The sequence below is a fragment of the Thioalkalivibrio sp. ALJT genome (assembly GCF_000381825.1).
Lineage (GTDB): Bacteria > Pseudomonadota > Gammaproteobacteria > Ectothiorhodospirales > Ectothiorhodospiraceae > Thioalkalivibrio.
This window is the reverse complement of record NZ_KB907124.1, coordinates 111,593-128,904: the sequence shown is the minus strand read 5'-3', so window position 1 is coordinate 128,904 and position 17,312 is coordinate 111,593. Positions and strand designations below refer to the sequence as shown.

Sequence of the window (17,312 nt, the reverse complement as noted above, 5' to 3'; positions counted from 1 at the left end):
ACCTCGGATCGAACGCAAGTACAAGCGACGCCGCCGCGAACATGTACCCGCGCAGCATGTGTTTCCCTCGTGCTGACGCCAAGTGTGCGATGCTGTCACCTTGACTGGATCTCGGGAGCAGCCCATGGCCGATCTCAGCGGTCCCCGCGCACCCGGCTGGAGCCCTCCGGGTGTTGGCACAACGGCGACGCAAGGCAGCAGCGAACGTCCCGCGCTGGCGCCCGGGGCCCGCATGGAGGTCCAACTGGTGGAACGCGTCGGCCAGCGGGAGGTCCGACTGCGCCTGGACCGTCCGGCTGGGGGCATACCCGTCCCGGCCTCCACGGGTCCCGCCGCGACAAGCGTCATCACCGCCCGGATTGCCGGTCACCTGCCCGATGCCCTGCTGAACCGGCCCGCAACGGGCGCGCGCAGCCCTGTCATGATGATGGAGGTCGTCCGAACGGAACCGCGGCTGGAGGTGCGGCTGATGCCGCTTCCCGGCGAACGCGGCCAGGCCCGCGCGCCGGGTTCGGAGGCCCGGAACCCCGCCCAGCAATGGCTGGGACAGGAACTGCGCTACCAGCTGCCCGGTGCCCGTCCCCTTGCCGCTGCGCTGCAGAGCCTGGCCAGCCTGGCCGGCCGCGGTGTGCGTCTCGACGCCATGACTGGCCCCGGCCAGGCGACACCGGCCCCGGCTGCGCTACAACACGTACTGGAATCCCTTCCGCATCCGGGACAGCTTGCGCGCCCGGACACCCTGCGCCAGCAGGTCCAGCAGTCAGGCCTGTGGCTGGAAGCCATGCTGGGACAGAGCGCGCGCGGGCAGGCCGCCTACCCGGTCCTGGGTGCGGACCTCAAGGCACAATTGCTGCGGGCCGCGGACCAGCTGCGTCAACTGCGCACAGAAGCCCGTCCGCAAACCGCGGCCAGCGCACCCCCTGCCCCTGCAAATGCCGCGGCCCTGCCCGCCATGAACGCGCTCCTCGAGGGGCTGCTGAAGCGAGTCACCACGCTGCAGCTGCAATCACTGCATACCATGTCCGACGATGAATCCGGCAATCCGCGCTGGTTCTTCGAACTGCCGTTGCGCAGTGATCAGGGCGTGCAGGGAATCCTGGCGGAGATCCGGCGCGAGGCCCGCGCGGGTGTGGAAGAAGAAGCGCGCTGGTCCATCGTACTGACCCTGAATCTTGCCGACATGGGCCCCACTCGCATCGCAGTGTCCACTCGCGCGGGCCAGATTCAGGTGCATTTCACCGCGAGTCAGCCGGATACGGTCGCGAGATTGCGTACGGAGCTGCCCGACCTGCGAGAACGCCTCGGGCAGCGAGAACTGCAGGTCACGACCGTGTCGGTCCGTCAGGGCGAGGTCGACCCCGAACCGCAGCCCCGCGACAGTGTCCGGATATTGAACGAACAGGCCTGAGGCATGGGTACACGTGATAACGGAAAAACCGGAGCGGATCGGGGTATACCACCCCCGGCCCGTGCAGTGGCACTGGAGTGGGATCGACGACACGCGCCACGGATCACCGCCAGTGGCTCGGGGCTGACGGCCGAGGCCATCCTGCGCCTGGCCGAAGAACATGGCATCCCTCTGCATCAGGACCCGGCCCTGAGCGAGGCCCTTGCGCAAATCCCGCTGGGCAGCGAGATTCCGGAGGAGCTGTACGTGGCCGTGGCCGAGATCCTGGCGTTCGTGTTCGTGCTGGCAGGGATTACGCCGGACGACCGCGATACCGGCTATCGCGGGCGCCAGCCACCATCATGAAGATCGGCCCGTGCGGGCATCCGCAGTGCCGGAACCGTGCAGGCTGAACAACAGATCCAGTTCATTCGTCGTCAACCCGCAGCGACGCCGCACTTCCTCACGGCCGTGGCCCTCCTGAATCAGACGAATCGCCTGTTCATAGGTGCCACTGTCGCCCTCTCGAGCGCGCAGTTCGCTGTGCTGGTCATGCAGGCGTTCCAGCGCGCGTTGCACCGAGGCCTGTGCCTGACCGTGCGAGGCCATCCCCTCGGACAGGGCCTTCATCGCGCCTTTCAGGGCCATGACCGAGGTCGCCTGACGCTGGTGATCCTCGCGCAGAGCGGCAAGCTGGCGACGCAGCAGGACCACCAGGCCAACGGCGAAGGCCGCAACGACCGTCGCGAGCAAGGCCACCAAAACAACGAGCCATATCAGTAATCCCTCACCCATCGCACCTGTCCCCTCAAGCCCTGAGCAACCCGATTGTCGCGTGAATCAGGGCCGGCTGACCAGCAGGACGGATCGGCAAAACCGCGTTCTCGAAGGTCAACGACCACCGCCCGAACGCCGCACCGGCCGGGCGCAACGGGCCGAATTCAGGCGTAGTCGTCGATCAGACCACGGCGTGGACGACGTTCTTCCTTACGTGGCGGGCGCTGCTGGGTCGGCCGAATCGCGGGCCGAAACACCGGGTCGCGATCATGGTCATCGCTCAGTTGGCGGCCCGGGACAGTCGTATGGACCGGACGCACGGTCCGATCCGGCTGCAGCTCGTCGACCATGGCACACCTCCCGGCTACCGCCTCTCATGGTCTCGTTCAGTGCCCGTGGTGGGCGCCCTACAATTCGCGCAGCTGCGCCCACTCCTCATCGGACAGCAACTTGTTCAGGTCCACCAGGATGGTCAGGCCTTCATCCGTACTGGTGACGCCCTCGATAAAACGGCTGCTGGTGTCGTTGCCGACCTCCGGCGCAGGCTCGATGGCATCCGTGGAAATCCGAACCACCTCGGACACCGAGTCCACCAGAATGCCCACATTCTGATTATCCACGTCGATGATCACGATGCGCGAGGTATCGGTGGGTTCGCGATCCTCCAGCCCCATGCGCCGCCGGGCATCGATCACTGTCACCACGTTACCGCGCAGGTTGATGATCCCCAGGATATAGTCCGGCACCCCGGGGACCGGTGCGATCTCCGCGACCTTCAGAACCTCCTGCACCTGGAGTACGTCGATCGCATAGGTCTCGTCCGCCAGGCTGAACGTCACATACGGAGCGGTGTCGGCCTTGGCCAGGGCTTCTGCATTTTGTGCGCTGCTCATGTCGTCCTCGTTGTTCGCTCCGGCGGCAGGGTTTCCCTGATGGTATGCGCTCCTGACCGGTGTATCGGCCGGCGACGGCCATGCTTGAATGGCGCGCGGGTATGACCTACTCCCAGGCGCCCTCGTCCAGGGTTCGGTCCAGCGCCTCCAGATCCAGTAGCGTGGCCATCTGCTCGCGTTCCACCCCGGCCAGCCACGGGAGTCGCCGCCGCTTCTTGCGCCAGCGCAGCGCCTCCGGCTGGATCACCCGGGTACCGTGAATCGCATGGCAGGCCAGCGCAAAGCGCGAACCCGCCAGGAACACGACCTGATGCGCCGTGTCCGGCTCGTATTCGCGGCCTTCCGGGGTTACCACGGCGGCAAGGTCAATCAGCTGCACCCGCCCCTCCCGGGTATCCGCCAGTCCAAGGTACCAGACCGAATGATTCGGGGTTGGCCGCACCTCCAGGCTGTCCAGTGGCGCCACGCCGCCCAGGGCGTCCAGTGGGGCCAGCAAGGTCAGATTGCCCGCCTCGAACACCAGCACCGAGAACGGCGCCTCCGGACGCGCGTACTCGCGCTCTGCCGGCTCGGCCGCAGCGGCGGCGGCCTCTGCCACCCCCCCTGGCGCTTCCACGATCGCGGTCGGTTCCGGCTCCACGACCGTCGGGCGCGGCTCCAGGATATCCGGGGGCAGCAACGGCCGTGACGGCGCCGGCTCGTCGAGCAGGCTGCCAAAATAGTCGTCCAGCGCCTCGGGCTCTGCCTTCAGTGCCAGGTTGTCCGGATTCGCACGACTCATCCGCGCCGCCTCCGTTCATGAGGGTCCGACAAGTGTCCGCCGATCGCCTCGAGCAAATCCGAATACGCCAGCACACCACGTGCATCCGGGATCATGAAGCAAAGCGGCTGACCCGCACTCGAGGCATCACGGAACTTGGTATCGACCGGGATCACGCCCGGCCAGACATCATCGCCATACTGGCGCCGCAGCTCCGCCAGGGCCTCGTGGGCCGCTCGTGTGCGGCGATCGAACAGGGTCGGGATGATCCGGTAGCGCAGCTCGCCCTTGCGCGATTTCTGCACCATCTTGAGCGTGTTGATCATCCGCTCGAGCCCCTTCAGGGCAAGAAACTCCGTCTGTACCGGGATCAGCAACTCGTCACAGGCAGCCAGGGCATTCACCATCAACACCCCCAGCATGGGCGGGCAGTCCAGCAGCACGTAATCGTAGCAACCGGCCACCTTTTCCAGGGCCTGGCGCAGCACCAGCCCCATGCCACTGCGGGTACCAAGCTGCCGATCGAGCGTAGCCAGCGCGGTACTGGCAGTCAGCAGGTCCAGCCCCGGAAACCGGCTTTCGCGGATCAAGCCGGTCGGATCGGGCGAGACCCCCTCGGCACACTGGCTGAAAAGTTCGTACACGCCTCGCGTGGCGGTCTCCGGGTCATGCCCGAAGTAGGCAGTCAGCGAGCCGTGCGGATCCACGTCCACCAGCAGTACCCGCTGCTCGGGCCCGGACAACAACCCGCCCAGGGTCACCGTGGTCGTGGTCTTGCCCACCCCCCCCTTCTGGTTCGCGACTGCCCAGACCTTCATGGTGTGTCTCCATCCAGCGGAAGCGGGGCCGGCCCCAGGTCCTCGCGCAGCCGCTCCGGCTCCTGCTGACCTTCCGCACGCGGAGCCCGGCCCGGGAGGACCACGATCGACACCCGCCGATTCTCCGCGCGTCCTTCGGCGGTCTCGTTGCTCGCGATGGGGCGATGCTCGCCATAGCCGAGCGCCACCAGGTTTTCGGGATCAACCCCGACCAATTCGAACATGCTGACCACCGCCGCGGCGCGGCCGGAAGACAGTTCCCAGTTTGAAGGATAGACCGCCGTGTCAATGGGAACATTGTCGGTATGCCCCTCGACATGGATTCTCGAGACCCGCGGCGCCAGGATCTCGCCCACCTCCCGCAGCAACTCTTCGGCCGCCGGATTCAGCGTGGCCGAGCCCGAGGGGAAAAGCAGGCGGCTGGTAATCTCGATCTCCAGCCAGTAGGCCTCGCGACTCACGCGCAGCTCCCCATCCTCGATCCTCTGCCCCATTGCCTGTTCGATCTCGCGCGCGGTATCCGCCAGCTCGTCCAGAAAGGCCTGCATCCCGTCTTCCGGCCGCACCTCGTCCAGCATGCCAGTCAGGGCCATGTCGATCGGCTGCGGTGGTCCATCATCGACCAGACCGGGCTGCACCTCAATCGGCACCAGCGCGCGAAGATCCTGCAGCGAATGATCCCGCGCCACCGTGGGCTCGCCCACCTGAATCGGCTCCGGCTGCATCGGCGCCCGAAAGGCATCCACCAGGGATTCCGACAACACCCGGTATTTCCCGTCATCCACGGAGGAGATCGCGTACATCACCACGAAAAAGGCCAGCAGCAGCGTGACCAGGTCACCATAGGGGATCGCCCAGGCCTCGTGATTCTCGTGTTCTTCCGCGCGTTTGCGACGTGCCATGTGACCTCACTCCTGAATGAAGCCACTCAGCTTGCTTTCAATGTTGCGCGGGTTTTCTCCTTCTGCGATTGCAATCAACCCCTCCATCAGCATTTGCTGGTGTTGCGATCGATTCTGAACAATCGACTTCAACTTGTTCGCGACCGGCAGGAACAGCAGATTGGCCGAGGCAATCCCGTAGATCGTGGCCACGAAGGCCGCGGCAATACCGGCCCCGAGCTTGCTGGGATCGGCCAGATTCTGCATGACCGCCATCAAGCCCATCACCGCCCCCACGATCCCCAGGGTCGGGGCGTAGATGCCCATGCTCTCGAAGACCTTGGCGCCCTGCATGTCGAACTGCTCGCGGGTATCGAGATCGGCCTCCAGGATCTGGCGGATGGTCTGCGGCTCGCTGCCGTCCACCAGCAGTTGCAGGCCCTTGCGCGCAAACGGGTCGGATTCCTCTTCCGCCAGGGTCTCCAGGCCCAGAAGCCCTTCCTTACGGGCCACGTTGGACCACTCGACGATGCGTTCGACCATTGCACGATTGTCGATCCGGGGCGGCTTGAACGCCCACGGCAGGATCCGCATCCCGTGCATGAACACCGTCATGCGCGCCTGCACCAGGGTCGCCCCGAGCGTACCCAGGACCACGATCACGAAGGCCGCGGCATTCCACAGCGCACCAATCCCGCTGCCTTTGGCGATACTGCCACCCAGTACGGCAACCAGCCCCAGGGTGACCCCAACGAGGCTCAGGATATCCATATCAGCAGAACCCCTTGAGCAGGGCAGGCCCGATCTCCGGCAGGGGATAGACATGATCGGACAAACCGGCCTCGGCGACAGCCGCCGGCATCCCGTAGACCACGCTGGTAGCGGCATCCTGCGACCACACCCGGGCCCCGCTCGCCTTGAGTGCGCGGGCGCCCTCGCGACCATCCGACCCCATGCCGGTCAGCACGACCGCGAGCACCTGCCCCCGCAGCGCCTCCACCGCGGAGCTGAATGCGGCGTCCACACTGGGCTTGTAGATCGTACCCAGCGGGCTTTCGGTCACCCGCAACCGGGGCTGACTGCCGCGTTCCAGGGTCGTCTGCATGCCGCCGGGCGCCAGCAGTGCAACCCCCGGCTGCAGTACGTCGCCATCGACGGCCTGCCGGACCTCGATGTTGCACATCGCGTTCAGACGCTCGGCAAAGGCCGGCGTAAAGCTGGCCGGCATGTGTTGCACCAGCAGGATGGGCTGAGGGAAATGCTTGGGCAGGGGTTTCAGCACCTCCTGCAGTGCGACCGGCCCGCCGGTCGACGTGCCAATCAACACCGCGCGCACCTGCTGCAGGGCGATGGGCGGCCGGGCGTTCGCAACCGGGGTGGCCGGCCGATGGGTCTCTGCGGCTGCCTGACGATCCGCTTCCTCGCGGCGTGCCGAAGGCCGCGCCTCGCGCGCCGGTGCCGAACCCCCGAGCACACTGGCCGATCGCGCACGACTGCGTGACAGCGAGCGCACACGACGACGTAACAACAGGCGCGCACTGCCTTCATCGTTCGCCATATCGCTGAAGCGTTTGGGCAGGAAATCCACAGCCCCCGCCTCGAGGGCATCCAGGGTGGCCTGGGCACCCTCGGTGGTGAGACTGGAGAACATCAGGACCGGCCGCGGGCTCTCGGCCATGATCCTGCGTACCGCCGTGATCCCGTCCATCACCGGCATCTCGATGTCCATGGTGACGACATCGGGATCCAGCTCGCGAACCTTCTCGATAGCCTGCTCACCGTTCTCGGCAGCACCGACCACCTCGATCCCGGGGTCGGCATCCAGGATCTCCGCAATCCGCCGGCGGAAGAAGCCGGAATCATCTACGATCAATACCTTGATCGGCATCCTTAACCCTCTTTCGACCCCGACGCCCGGCGCGGGCGACGGTTCATCTGCTGCTGCATGAGGATGGTGATCAAATCGGATACATCCAGGATCAGCGCGATCCCGCCGTCCCCGGTGATCGTCGCCCCCGCCAGACCTTTCACGCCCTGCAGGTTCTGTCCCAGCGGCTTGATCACGACCTCTTCCTGACCCACCAGGCCATCCACCACCAGTCCGGCCTTGCGATCGGCCGTATGCACCACCACCACATGGGCATTCTTGCGTGGCTCCGGTTCCGATCCGGCCTTGAGCCAGCGCTTCAGATAGTGAATCGGCAGCGCCTGCTTGCGCACGATGATGACCTCCTGGTCATCCACGTAATGCGTGCGGGTCAGATCGAGATCCAGGATCTCCGAAACCGAGCTCAGCGGGATCGCAAAGCGACGACCCTCCAGAATCACCATCAACGCCGGCAGGATCGCCAGGGTCAGTGGCAGTTTCACCCGCAGCGTGGTGCCCACGCCAAGTTCGGAATCAATCTCGATGGTGCCGTTCAGCTGCGAGATCCGGGTCTTCACGACATCCATCCCGACCCCACGGCCGGATACATCCGAGATCTCCGTCTTGGTGGAAAACCCGGCCATGAAGATCACGTTGAAGGCCTCGCGATCCGACATGCGTTCGGCCATCGCCGCATCCATCAAGCCTTTCTCCACGGCTTTGCGGCGCAGGGCCTGTGGATCCATACCACCCCCGTCGTCCTTGATCAGCAGGGCAATGTGGTCACCCTCCTGGGCCGCGCCCAGCACCACGGTTCCCTTGCGCGGCTTGTCGGCGGCCTCACGGACCTCGGGGCTTTCGATCCCGTGGTCGACCGCGTTGCGCACCAGATGCACCAGCGGATCGGAGAGTGCCTCCACCAGGTTCTTGTCGAGGTCGGTATCCTCGCCGAATATCTGCAGATCGATCTCCTTGCCAAGGCTGCGCGAAAGATCACGGATCACGCGCGGGAAGCGGTTGAAGACCTTCTTTACCGGCTGCATCCGCGTCTTCATCACGGATGTCTGCAGGTCCGAGGTCACCAGCGCCAGCGAGCTGATGGCCTTGCCCAGTTCGTCATCGACATGCTGCGCGCGCAACATGCTCAACCGATTGCGAACCAGGACCAGCTCGCCCACCAGGTTCATGATCTCGTCCAGACGTTCGGTGTCGACCCGAACCGAGGTCTCACCCTGAGGCGCCGCGCGACCGCCCGGCTCGCCCCTGCCTCCGGCAGGGCCGCCTCCACCGCCCTGACCACCCGCAGCGGCCGGCGCCTCCGGTTCGCGGGCAACGGGTGGCGGGGCCTCGGGTTCGACTGGTGTCGACTTCGGCTCCGCCGCTTTGGCCGGCACGGGCGCTGCGAAACCCGCGCCGCGCGCCTGCAGCTCGTCCAGCAGGTTTTCGAATTCGTCATCCGTAATGAGATCATCCCCGCCGCCTGCGGCCGCAGGTCCCTCCCCCGTTGCATCGGATTCGGCGGCACCGCTGGCCGACGCCGGCGCGCCACCGCCATGCAGGCTGTCCAGCAGTGCCTCGAATTCGTCGTCGGTGATCTCGTCATCCGCCCCCACCCGGGTCGTATCGGCGGCCGGCGTTTCCGCTTCCGGCTCTGATACGGGTTCCGGCTCGGGCTCGGGTTCGGGTGGCGGCACGGCGTTTACCGCGGGCGCGGCCTCTTCGTTGCTGGCCATCTGCCGCAGGGTTTCCACCAGGTCCGCTTCGGCGGGAGTGGGCTCCACCCCGGAGCGCAGATCGTCAAACATCACGTTCAGCGAATCCAGCACACGCAACATCGTGTCCATCAGCTGGCTGTCCGCCCGGCGCTCGCCATTACGCAACAGGTTGAACACGTCTTCGGCGTGGTGGCACACGGTCACCAGGGCCTCCAGGTTCAGAAACCCCGCCCCGCCCTTGATGGTATGAAAACTGCGGAAGACCGCGTTCAGCAGATCGTGGTCTTCCGGATTGTGTTCCAGGTCAATGAGTTGCTCGTTGAGCCCCTCCAGCAGCTCCCCGGCCTCGACCAGGAAGTCCTGAAGAATTTCGTCATTGGGGTCGATGGCCATTGCGTTTCTCCAGTCCCGTGTGGCGCCAGCCGCATGAGGGGTGCGATCCAGGGGCACGCCGCCGGATGAACATGCTCGCTTCGTCGCGTTTGCCTGCGTTGAATGTGCGGTGACGGCCGCCCGGGCCAGGAGAGTAGCCGCGTTACTCTTTGCGCGACGCGCCCGCCCCCGGAAAACCCGGAATGCCCACACGAACACGGTTCCTCATCCGTCTTTCCCGGGAGCCTGTCGGATTCGCGACGAAGTGGCGGCACTGGAGGAAGAATGGCCCTTTCTCCCTCTTGCTCGATGCGCAGTCCTCACCATGCATCTCGGGGGAACGGTCTCGCTTCCCGCCCGACGCTCGTGACGATCGCCCCAACCCGACAGGCTCCTGAAACCCGGACCTAGAATCCAAGGCTCGACAACAGATCATCCACCTCGTCCTGTCCCTTAACGACATCGGCACCGGAATCTTGAGTCTTCGGCACCGATGGACCATGGCCCTTGCGATCCGCTTCCTGCGCCTCCTTGCCACGTTCCAGGGATTCCTCGGCGGCTTCGACCTGATCCATGCGCCCACTGGACAGCCGGATCAGAGCGACCAGGTTTTCCTCCAGGTCCGTCACCAGCTGGATCACCCGGCGGATCACCTGTCCGGTGATATCCTGATAGCTCTGGGCCATCAGCACCTCCGACAGCAGCCGCCGCAGCTCCTCGGCATCCTTTCCGGTCCGGGCAAAAAAGGCATCCAGCTCGCGCGCGAAATCGCGGAACTCCTCAACCGACAGTTCACGATGACGAAAGCGCGTCCAGTTGGCCGTGAGATCGGCCGCATGCTGGCTGAAGGACTCCACGATCGGGAGGCTGGTCTCGATGGCGTTCATCGTGGTGTGAGCTGCCTGCTCGGTCATGGTGACCACGTAGTGCAGACGCTCCCTGGCATCCGGGATCTCCGCCTGGGTCAGCTCGACCAGCCGCGCATCCCCCCGAAAGCTTTGCAGGGCCTCATGCAGATCGCGCGTCAGCTTGCCAAGTTCTTCGAAGAGCTCCCGGTCGTAGGGGCGCGCCAGATCCTGTACCAGCGCACGCGCAGCCACCTGGTCTCCCGCCTCCAGCTTTTGCACCAGTTGCCGGGCCAGATCGAGCTGACCATCGCGGGAGGGATATTCCTGTTCACTCATGGAGGCTCTCTCGCTGACACGACACGGACCGGATCGAGATCGTATCCATCCACGCAGGCGACAGGACCCGGAATTCCCGATCCTGTCCGGACACGCCGGGAACGCGCTTATCCCTGCGCTTCAATGCGTTCGAAGATCTTGTCGATCTTTTCTTTCAGGGTTTCAGCGGTAAAAGGCTTCACGATATAGCCGTTCACACCGGCCTCGGCCGCCGCGATGATCTGGTCGCGCTTGGCCTCCGCCGTCACCATCAGGACCGGCATTGACTTCAGGTTCGCGTCCGCGCGCACCGCCTTCAGCAGGTCGATGCCCGGCATGTTGGGCATGTTCCAGTCCGTAATCAGGAAATCGAAATCGCCGTTTTGCAGCATTGGCAGCGCAGTACTCCCGTCATCGGCCTCCTGGGTATTGTTGAAGCCGAGATCGCGCAAGAGGTTCTTGATAATGCGCCGCATTGTGGAAAAGTCATCCACGATGAGAATTTTCATTCCCTTGTCCACGCGTTACTCCGGGGTTCGTAGGGTGAGTTCTAGAATAACTGCAAAGCGGTTCCGTCTTCGAGCCAGGCGCCCAGCCGCGCCCGCAGCCGAATCACCGCCTGACCGCGGATCTGACTGACGCGCGACTCGGTAACCCCCAGCACGGCACCGATCTCGCGCAGGTTCAGTTCTTCCATGTAGTACAACGACAACACCAGACGTTCACGCTCCGGCAGGTCACTCAGCGCCTGTGCCAGTTCCTCGCGGAACTCGCCGGCCTCCAGAGTCCCGCCGGGCGATGGCTCCTGGCCCTCAACCACACGGTCGGCGCCGTCATCACCGCCGCCGAGGTCGTCCAGGGCAAACAGATGCGCCCCGGCATGATCCTGCAGCATTTCGTAATACTGCTCGATCGGCACCTCCAGCTCGGCCGCCACCTCGTTACCTCGTGCCGCACGGCCCTCGCGGGCCTCGACGGTCTGCACGGCCCGGGCAATCCGCCGGCTGTTCCGATGCACCGACCGCGGCGTCCAGTCACTGCGCCGCAGCTCATCGATCATCGCCCCGCGAATACGAATGCCCGCATAGGTCGCGAAGGTCGCCCCATGGCCACCCTCGAACTGACGCGCCGCCTCCAGCAAACCGACCATGCCCGCCTGGATCAGGTCGTCCACCTGAACCGAGTCCGGCAGGCGCGCCATCAGATGATGCGCAATGCGATGTACCAGCTCGACATGATCCGCAATCAACTGGTCGTGACCGCCTGTGGTCGCGGAAACCGCCTTGTAGCCGGTAAGTCGATTACGTGTCATCGTCATGCGCTCTGCAGCATCCGTTCGATGAAAAACCCGACACCCCCGTGGTCACCCTTGCCCACCGGCCAGCGGTCAACGACCCGGGCCAGGTCCACAAAGGCCTTTCCGGCCGGGCTGCCGGGATATTCCTGAACCACCGGAACCCGCTTCTGCACCGCCTTGCGCAGGTGCTCGTCCATGGGAATATAGCCGGCAAGGTCCAGAATCACTTCCGGCAGATAATTCTCACAGACGGTACTCAGCTTGCGCATCAGGCGCTCGGCGCCGTCGCGACCATTCACCATGTTGGCCACCATGCGGAAGCGGCGCAGGCCATGATCGCGGTGCAGGACCTTGATCAGGGCATAGGCGTCGGTAATCGACGCCGGCTCGTCGCAGACTACCACCAGGGTCTCCTGCACCGCCCGGCAAAACGCGGTGACCGATTCCTGCAGGCCCGCGGCGGTATCGACCACCAGCACATCCAGCGGCTTCCGATACGCGCTAAAGGCGTGGATCAGGCCCGCGTGTTCGGCGGGTGTCAGGTTGGCCATCGCAGCAATCCCGGAGGCCGAAGGCACAACCTTGACCCCGTCCGGCCCCTGCACCAGTACGTCGTCCAGGCTGTCCACTGCACCCGTGACCAGATCATGCAGCGTGCGCTCGGGGCGCAACCCCAGCAGCAGATCGACGTTGGCCAGACCGAGATCGGCGTCGAACAGCATCACCTCACGCCCCAGGCGTGCCAGCCCAACGGACAGGTTGACCGATACGTTGGTCTTGCCGACCCCGCCCTTGCCCGAGGCGACGGCAATCACCTTCAATGGCTTGTTAGTGCGTGGCATAACGCCCCTTGCCCACCGGCTGAATCAGTTCCAGAGGCGCCGACTCGGTACTGCGGGCCGCCCCCGGCTGCGCGCCGGCGAGACGTTCGGCGGCCCAGCGCTCGCGCGCATTGCCTGCGGCCGGCGCCCCCGCGTCCGGACCATCCAGCGCCCGCTCGGTCAAATACCCAGTATCGACCCGGTGGAAGTCTTCCGCGATCCGTTGCCCGTCACTGACAAAGGCAAGACCGAGGTATTGATCCAGCAGCACCGACAACACCTCCCCGAGTTGTTCCGTTTCATCCAGCTTGGTCAGCACCAGCGCCGTCGGCTCGGCCTTCTGGAAGGCTTCCAGCACCCGCCGCAGCACACTGCCCTGGGTGGTTGCAGACACCACCAGCCAGCTCTCGGCGCGGATATCCGGGGGCAGATGGGCGAACAGGGGTTCGACCTCTACCGCCCGTGGCGCCTGCCCGGCGGTATCCACCAGGATCAGGTGACCGTCATCCACCCGGCGCGCCAGTTCCCGCAGCTCCCGCGCATCCTGCAACACGCGCACCGAGATCCCCGCCATCTGGGCGAAGGCCTGGAGCTGGCGCGTAGCGCCGATGCGCTGGCTGTCCAGCGTAACCAGCGTAACCGAATCGGGCCCCATCCGGCGGATCTGGCGTAACGCGATCCGCGCAAGCGTGGTGGTCTTGCCGACCCCGGTCGGCCCCACCATCGCCAGCAGGCCACCTTCGTCGAGGATGGACGGGCGGTGGGTCGCAATCGCGCCGGACAGGCGGGCACGCAGCCGCTCCCAGGCCTGTTCCGGGGCGCTGTCATCCAGGATGCTTCCGGCCAGACTCCCCGCCAGTTCGGGGCTGAAGCCACGATCAATCAGACGCGCCTTGCACTCGGCGGCCAGCGGGTGCCGCGCCGCCCAGCGCGCCTCCTCGCTATCGGCGTACTGCCGGGTCATCAGACTGCGCAGATCCCGCAGCTCCTGACGCATGGCGGTCAGCTCCGGGTCCGATGGCCAGGAGGCCTGCGCCTGACCACCACCACGCTCCGTGCCCTTACGTTCCGGACGCGGGGCAGTCGACCCCCGAGGAGATACCGGTTCCGGACCTGCTTCGCCCTCCAGCGCCGCAACCACCTCCAGTCGTCCATCCACCCGCCGACTGGACAGAATGACCGCGTCCTCACCCTGCTGCTCGCGCACTTGCCGCATCGCGTCGCGCATGTCCCGGGCCCAGTATCGTCTAACATTCATGCTATCTCTCCTGCGCCGCGGAGGCGGCGGAACCCTTCATCGTTTGGCTCAGGCGGGCTGCTTTGGTGTCTCTTCCTGACCAACAGTGGCCACGACCCGAATCCGTCGGTTATCGGGAATCTCGGTAAAGGCGAGCACGCTCAGGCTGCGCACGGCCCCGCGCAGCCAACTGGCGATCCAGGAACGGATCTCCGGCGCCACCACCAGGACGGCCGGCTGACCCGCCATCTCCTGGCGGCGGGCGGCATCCGCGACTGAACGCTGCAACCGTTCCGCCAGACCAGGCTCCAGCCCCACCGTGCCGTTCGAGCTGCCCTGCAGAGATTTATGCAAGAGCTGTTCCAAAGATGGGTCCAGTGCAACCAGCGGCAGCTCTTCCTCCGGTCCCACCAGGTCCTGCACAATGGAGCGCGACAGCGCGACGCGAACCGCCGCGGTCAAGGTGCCGGGATCCTGACTTTTCACACCCTCGTCTGCCAGGGTTTCGGCGATCGTGCGCAGATCGCGGATGGAGACCTGCTCGGCCAGCAGGTTCTGCAGCACCTTCAGCACAATCGACAGTGACAGGGTCTTGGGCACCAGGTTCTCCACCAGCTTCGGCGAATGCCGCGCCAGCTGGTCGAGCAGGTGCTGGGCCTCCTCGTGCCCGATAAGACGATGGGCGTTTTCACGGAAGACCTGCGAGAGATGTGTCGCGATCACCGTGGAACAATCCACCACGGTATAGCCGGCCCCCTGCGCCTGGTCGCGGTCGGCGGGATCAATCCAGAGCGCGTCCAGATTGAAGGTCGGGTCCTTGGTCGGAGTCCCCGGTACGGTGCCGAAGACCTCGCCCGGATTGATCGCCAGTTCACGATCGGGGAAGACCTCGGCCTCGGCCACCGTCACACCCAGCAGGCTGATGCGGTAGGCATTCGGGCTCAACTCCAGGTTGTCGCGGATGTGGACCGGCTGCAGCAGAAAGCCCAGCTCCTGCGAGAGCTTGCGGCGCACGCCCTTGATGCGACCCATCAACTGGCCGTCCTGGGTACGATCCACCAGCGGGATCAGCCGGTACCCCACCTCCAGCGCGACCAGGTCCACCGGCGGCACGTCTTCCCAGGTCAGGTCACGATCCTCCGCGCGCGCCCCGCCCTCGTCCTCCTGCGGGATCCGTTCGACCTCCACCGCAGCCTCGCGGGCCTGGCGCCTGAGCAGGTAGGCACCGCCAAAGATCAGCGCGGCGAGGCCCAGGAACACGGCATTCGGCATCCCCGGCACGATCCCCAGCGCCGCAATCACGCCACCCGCCACATACAGCACGCGCGGGTTGGAGAACATCTGCCCGAACACCTGCTGCCCCATGTCCTGGGTGCTGGTCACGCGGGTGACGATGATCGCGGTCGCCGACGACAGGACCAGCGACGGGATCTGCGCGACCAGACCATCGCCGATGGTCAGCAGCACGTAGTTCGTCGCCGCATCGCCCAACGACATGCCGTGCTGCACCGCGCCAATGGTCAGGCCGCCGATGATGTTCACGAACAGGATCAGGATGCCCGCGATCGCGTCGCCGCGGACGAACTTGGAGGCACCGTCCATGGAGCCGTAGAAATCCGCCTCGCTGGCGATCTCCTCGCGGCGTTTGCGCGCCTCTTCCTGTGTCAGGATGCCGGCGTTCAGGTCGGCATCAATCGCCATCTGCTTGCCCGGCATGGAATCCAGGGTAAAACGGGCACTGACCTCGGATACGCGGCCGGCCCCCTTGGTCACCACCACGAAGTTGATGATGATCAGGATCGCGAACACCACCAGACCCACGGTGTAGTTACCGCCCACCACAAAGTCGCCAAAGGCCTGAATTACCTGTCCAGCGGCGTCGGTCCCGGTATGTCCCTCCAGCAGGATCACCCGGGTCGAGGCGATGTTCAGCGCCAGACGCAACAGCGTCGCGACCAGCAGCACGGTCGGAAAGACGGCGAATTCCAGCGGCCGCGGGGTGTAGATCGCGACCATGATGACCACGAGCGACAGCGCAATGTTGAAGGTAAACAGGACATCCAGCGCCAGAGGCGGCAGCGGCAGCACCATCATCGACAGCATCGCCACCAGCAGGATCGGTGCCCCCAGACCCCACTTGCCGACATTGCCCATACGATCGAAGAAGGCCATCAGCGCTGCCTCCGCGGGCCGCGCTGCTTGTCGGGATCGAGATAGTCGTCCGGCACCGGCAGGTCATCCGGCATCTGCGCATCGGCGTCCGCGCGCTTGAGCTGATAGACATAGGCCAGGATGCGCGCGACCGCCACGAACAGGCCGTTGGGGATCTCCTGGTTGAGATCGGTGGTGAAGTAGATGGCGCGCGCCACCCGCGGCGCCTCCACCCGGATGATCGCGTGCTCGTCAGCCACCGCACGAATCGAGGCCGCTACCTCGTCGGCGCCCTTCGCAACCACCTTCGGCGCCGCCATGCGCGAAGCCTCGTAGACGATCGCGACGGCGTAATGGGTCGGGTTGGTAATCACCACGTCGGCTTTGGGCACCTCTTCCATCATCCGTCGCTGCGCCATCTCCTGCTGCAGCTGGCGAACCTTCTGCTTGACCTCCGGCTTGCCGTCGGTCTCCTTGTACTCGTCCTTGACCTCCTGGCGCGTCATCCGCAGCTGCTTCTGGTGGTTCCACATCTGGAACGGTGCATCGATCGCAGCCACCACGACCAGCGCAGCCGAGACCGCGATGAACGTGCCCAGCACCAGCTGGGCGGCATGGGCGATCCCCTGGTGCACCGGCTCGTAGCCAAGCATCAGCAGGCGGTCGGAGAAGGTCGCCAGCACCGCCACCGCCACACTCGAGATCAGCACGAACTTGGCAAAGGTCTTGCCAAACTCCATCAGCCCCTGCCAGGAAAAGATCCGCTTCAGACCCTTGAGCGGGTTCAGCTTGGAGGGCTTGGGCGCTGCGGCCTTGAAGGAGAAATTGGCACCACCAATCACGATCGGGGCCAGCATCGCCGCCACGATCAGCACGGCGAACAACGGCAACAGCGTGCGCAGGGTCTGGAAGATCTCCTCCGCCAGATACGGCAGCAGGAGCTGCGAGTCGTAGACCAGTTCGCGTTCGAAGGTGAAGCGGTTGCTCATCTGATCCGCGAGTTGTGCGCCCATGGTGGGCCCGAACAGCAACAGGAAACCACCGGCCGCCATCAGCACCAGGAAGGTGCTCAACTCGCGCGAGCGCGGCACCTGCCCTTTCTCCTTTGCCTCGCGCAGGCGTTTCGGAGTGGGCTGTTCGGTTTTCTCCTGTCCGCTCTCGTTCTCGGCCATG

Annotated in this window: 17 protein-coding genes and 1 pseudogene; 2 read left to right on the top strand and 16 right to left on the bottom strand. The window is 65.3% G+C overall.

What is annotated here, in order from left to right; genetic code table 11:
- Window positions 1–124: 124 nt before the first annotated feature.
- The gene (locus tag G332_RS0106365; RefSeq protein WP_026340665.1) at window positions 125–1,408 is read left to right on the top strand and encodes a flagellar hook-length control protein FliK; all 1,284 of its coding nucleotides are present in this window, start codon (window positions 125–127) and stop codon (window positions 1,406–1,408) included.
- Window positions 1,409–1,411: 3 nt separating this feature from the next.
- The gene (locus tag G332_RS0106360; RefSeq protein WP_026340664.1) at window positions 1,412–1,753 is read left to right on the top strand and encodes an EscU/YscU/HrcU family type III secretion system export apparatus switch protein; all 342 of its coding nucleotides are present in this window, start codon (window positions 1,412–1,414) and stop codon (window positions 1,751–1,753) included.
- Here the strand turns inward: G332_RS0106360 and G332_RS0106355 are convergent.
- The 16 genes and pseudogenes from G332_RS0106355 to flhB form a co-directional block, all read right to left on the bottom strand.
- On the bottom strand, window positions 1,748–2,182 hold the full coding sequence (locus G332_RS0106355; protein WP_026340663.1) for a DUF2802 domain-containing protein: 435 nt from the start codon (window positions 2,180–2,182) through the stop codon (window positions 1,748–1,750). The two genes, G332_RS0106360 and G332_RS0106355, sit on opposite strands and share 6 nt — an antisense overlap.
- A 146-nt stretch (window positions 2,183–2,328) precedes the next feature.
- Window positions 2,329–2,514 (bottom strand): hypothetical protein, encoded by a 186-nt coding sequence (locus G332_RS0106350; protein WP_019626165.1) that lies wholly within the window; start codon window positions 2,512–2,514, stop codon window positions 2,329–2,331.
- 57 nt (window positions 2,515–2,571) lie between these two features.
- Window positions 2,572–3,057 carry a chemotaxis protein CheW gene (locus tag G332_RS0106345; RefSeq protein ID WP_019626164.1) on the bottom strand — a complete coding sequence of 162 codons (486 nt, stop codon included), beginning with the start codon at window positions 3,055–3,057 and terminating at the stop codon, window positions 2,572–2,574.
- Window positions 3,058–3,163: 106 nt separating this feature from the next.
- Window positions 3,164–3,838, bottom strand: a complete 675-nt coding sequence (locus G332_RS0106340) for a chemotaxis protein CheW (RefSeq protein WP_019626163.1) — start codon at window positions 3,836–3,838, stop codon at window positions 3,164–3,166.
- On the bottom strand, window positions 3,835–4,635 hold the full coding sequence (locus tag G332_RS0106335; protein ID WP_019626162.1) for a ParA family protein: 801 nt from the start codon (window positions 4,633–4,635) through the stop codon (window positions 3,835–3,837). Before G332_RS0106335 ends, G332_RS0106340 begins: the two co-directional genes overlap by 4 nt.
- The gene (gene motD / locus G332_RS0106330; protein WP_019626161.1) at window positions 4,632–5,537 is read right to left on the bottom strand and encodes a flagellar motor protein MotD; all 906 of its coding nucleotides are present in this window, start codon (window positions 5,535–5,537) and stop codon (window positions 4,632–4,634) included. Before motD ends, G332_RS0106335 begins: the two co-directional genes overlap by 4 nt.
- 6 nt (window positions 5,538–5,543) lie before the next feature.
- Window positions 5,544–6,287, bottom strand: a complete 744-nt coding sequence (locus tag G332_RS0106325; protein ID WP_019626160.1) for a flagellar motor protein — start codon at window positions 6,285–6,287, stop codon at window positions 5,544–5,546.
- 1 nt (window position 6,288) lies between these two features.
- Window positions 6,289–7,404, bottom strand: a complete 1,116-nt coding sequence (locus G332_RS0106320; RefSeq protein WP_019626159.1) for a chemotaxis response regulator protein-glutamate methylesterase — start codon at window positions 7,402–7,404, stop codon at window positions 6,289–6,291.
- 2 nt (window positions 7,405–7,406) lie between these two features.
- Window positions 7,407–9,491: a chemotaxis protein CheA gene (locus G332_RS0106315; RefSeq protein ID WP_019626158.1), complete on the bottom strand. Its 2,085-nt coding sequence runs from the start codon at window positions 9,489–9,491 to the stop codon at window positions 7,407–7,409.
- Between the two features lie 386 nt (window positions 9,492–9,877).
- On the bottom strand, window positions 9,878–10,654 hold the full coding sequence (locus G332_RS0106310) for a protein phosphatase CheZ (RefSeq protein ID WP_019626157.1): 777 nt from the start codon (window positions 10,652–10,654) through the stop codon (window positions 9,878–9,880).
- A 107-nt stretch (window positions 10,655–10,761) separates the two neighbouring features.
- Entirely contained in the window at window positions 10,762–11,142 is a 381-nt protein-coding gene (cheY, locus tag G332_RS0106305; RefSeq protein ID WP_019626156.1) for a chemotaxis response regulator CheY, read from the bottom strand.
- Between the two features lie 41 nt (window positions 11,143–11,183).
- A complete protein-coding gene (locus G332_RS0106300) occupies window positions 11,184–11,951 on the bottom strand; it encodes an RNA polymerase sigma factor FliA (RefSeq protein WP_019626155.1) in 768 nt (255 codons plus the stop codon).
- Window positions 11,948–12,772, bottom strand: coding sequence for a MinD/ParA family protein (locus G332_RS0106295; protein ID WP_038059565.1), 825 nt, complete (start codon window positions 12,770–12,772; stop codon window positions 11,948–11,950). The genes G332_RS0106300 and G332_RS0106295 overlap by 4 nt, the downstream gene beginning before the upstream one ends.
- Window positions 12,773–12,910: 138 nt before the next feature.
- A pseudogene (flhF, locus tag G332_RS0106290) lies at window positions 12,911–13,979 on the bottom strand (flagellar biosynthesis protein FlhF); the annotation flags it as partial.
- Between the two features lie 78 nt (window positions 13,980–14,057).
- The gene (flhA, locus tag G332_RS0106285) at window positions 14,058–16,160 is read right to left on the bottom strand and encodes a flagellar biosynthesis protein FlhA (protein WP_019626152.1); all 2,103 of its coding nucleotides are present in this window, start codon (window positions 16,158–16,160) and stop codon (window positions 14,058–14,060) included.
- Window positions 16,160–17,311 (bottom strand): flagellar biosynthesis protein FlhB, encoded by a 1,152-nt coding sequence (gene flhB / locus G332_RS0106280; RefSeq protein WP_019626151.1) that lies wholly within the window; start codon window positions 17,309–17,311, stop codon window positions 16,160–16,162. The genes flhA and flhB overlap by 1 nt, the downstream gene beginning before the upstream one ends.
- Between the last annotated feature and the right edge of the window lies 1 nt (window position 17,312).

Coding starts and splice junctions, on each gene's coding strand:
- G332_RS0106340 (WP_019626163.1), bottom strand. CDS start 3,838: ATGAGTCGTGCGAATCCGGACAACCTGGCACTGAAGGCAGAGCCCGAG.
- G332_RS0106355 (WP_026340663.1), bottom strand. CDS start 2,182: ATGGGTGAGGGATTACTGATATGGCTCGTTGTTTTGGTGGCCTTGCTC.
- flhB (WP_019626151.1), bottom strand. CDS start 17,311: ATGGCCGAGAACGAGAGCGGACAGGAGAAAACCGAACAGCCCACTCCG.
- G332_RS0106365 (WP_026340665.1), top strand. CDS start 125: ATGGCCGATCTCAGCGGTCCCCGCGCACCCGGCTGGAGCCCTCCGGGT.
- G332_RS0106350 (WP_019626165.1), bottom strand. CDS start 2,514: ATGGTCGACGAGCTGCAGCCGGATCGGACCGTGCGTCCGGTCCATACG.
- G332_RS0106320 (WP_019626159.1), bottom strand. CDS start 7,404: ATGCCGATCAAGGTATTGATCGTAGATGATTCCGGCTTCTTCCGCCGG.
- G332_RS0106335 (WP_019626162.1), bottom strand. CDS start 4,635: ATGAAGGTCTGGGCAGTCGCGAACCAGAAGGGGGGGGTGGGCAAGACC.
- G332_RS0106300 (WP_019626155.1), bottom strand. CDS start 11,951: ATGACGATGACACGTAATCGACTTACCGGCTACAAGGCGGTTTCCGCG.
- G332_RS0106310 (WP_019626157.1), bottom strand. CDS start 10,654: ATGAGTGAACAGGAATATCCCTCCCGCGATGGTCAGCTCGATCTGGCC.
- flhA (WP_019626152.1), bottom strand. CDS start 16,160: ATGGCCTTCTTCGATCGTATGGGCAATGTCGGCAAGTGGGGTCTGGGG.
- G332_RS0106295 (WP_038059565.1), bottom strand. CDS start 12,772: ATGCCACGCACTAACAAGCCATTGAAGGTGATTGCCGTCGCCTCGGGC.
- G332_RS0106360 (WP_026340664.1), top strand. CDS start 1,412: ATGGGTACACGTGATAACGGAAAAACCGGAGCGGATCGGGGTATACCA.
- cheY (WP_019626156.1), bottom strand. CDS start 11,142: ATGAAAATTCTCATCGTGGATGACTTTTCCACAATGCGGCGCATTATC.
- G332_RS0106345 (WP_019626164.1), bottom strand. CDS start 3,057: ATGAGCAGCGCACAAAATGCAGAAGCCCTGGCCAAGGCCGACACCGCT.
- motD (WP_019626161.1), bottom strand. CDS start 5,537: ATGGCACGTCGCAAACGCGCGGAAGAACACGAGAATCACGAGGCCTGG.
- G332_RS0106315 (WP_019626158.1), bottom strand. CDS start 9,491: ATGGCCATCGACCCCAATGACGAAATTCTTCAGGACTTCCTGGTCGAG.
- G332_RS0106325 (WP_019626160.1), bottom strand. CDS start 6,287: ATGGATATCCTGAGCCTCGTTGGGGTCACCCTGGGGCTGGTTGCCGTA.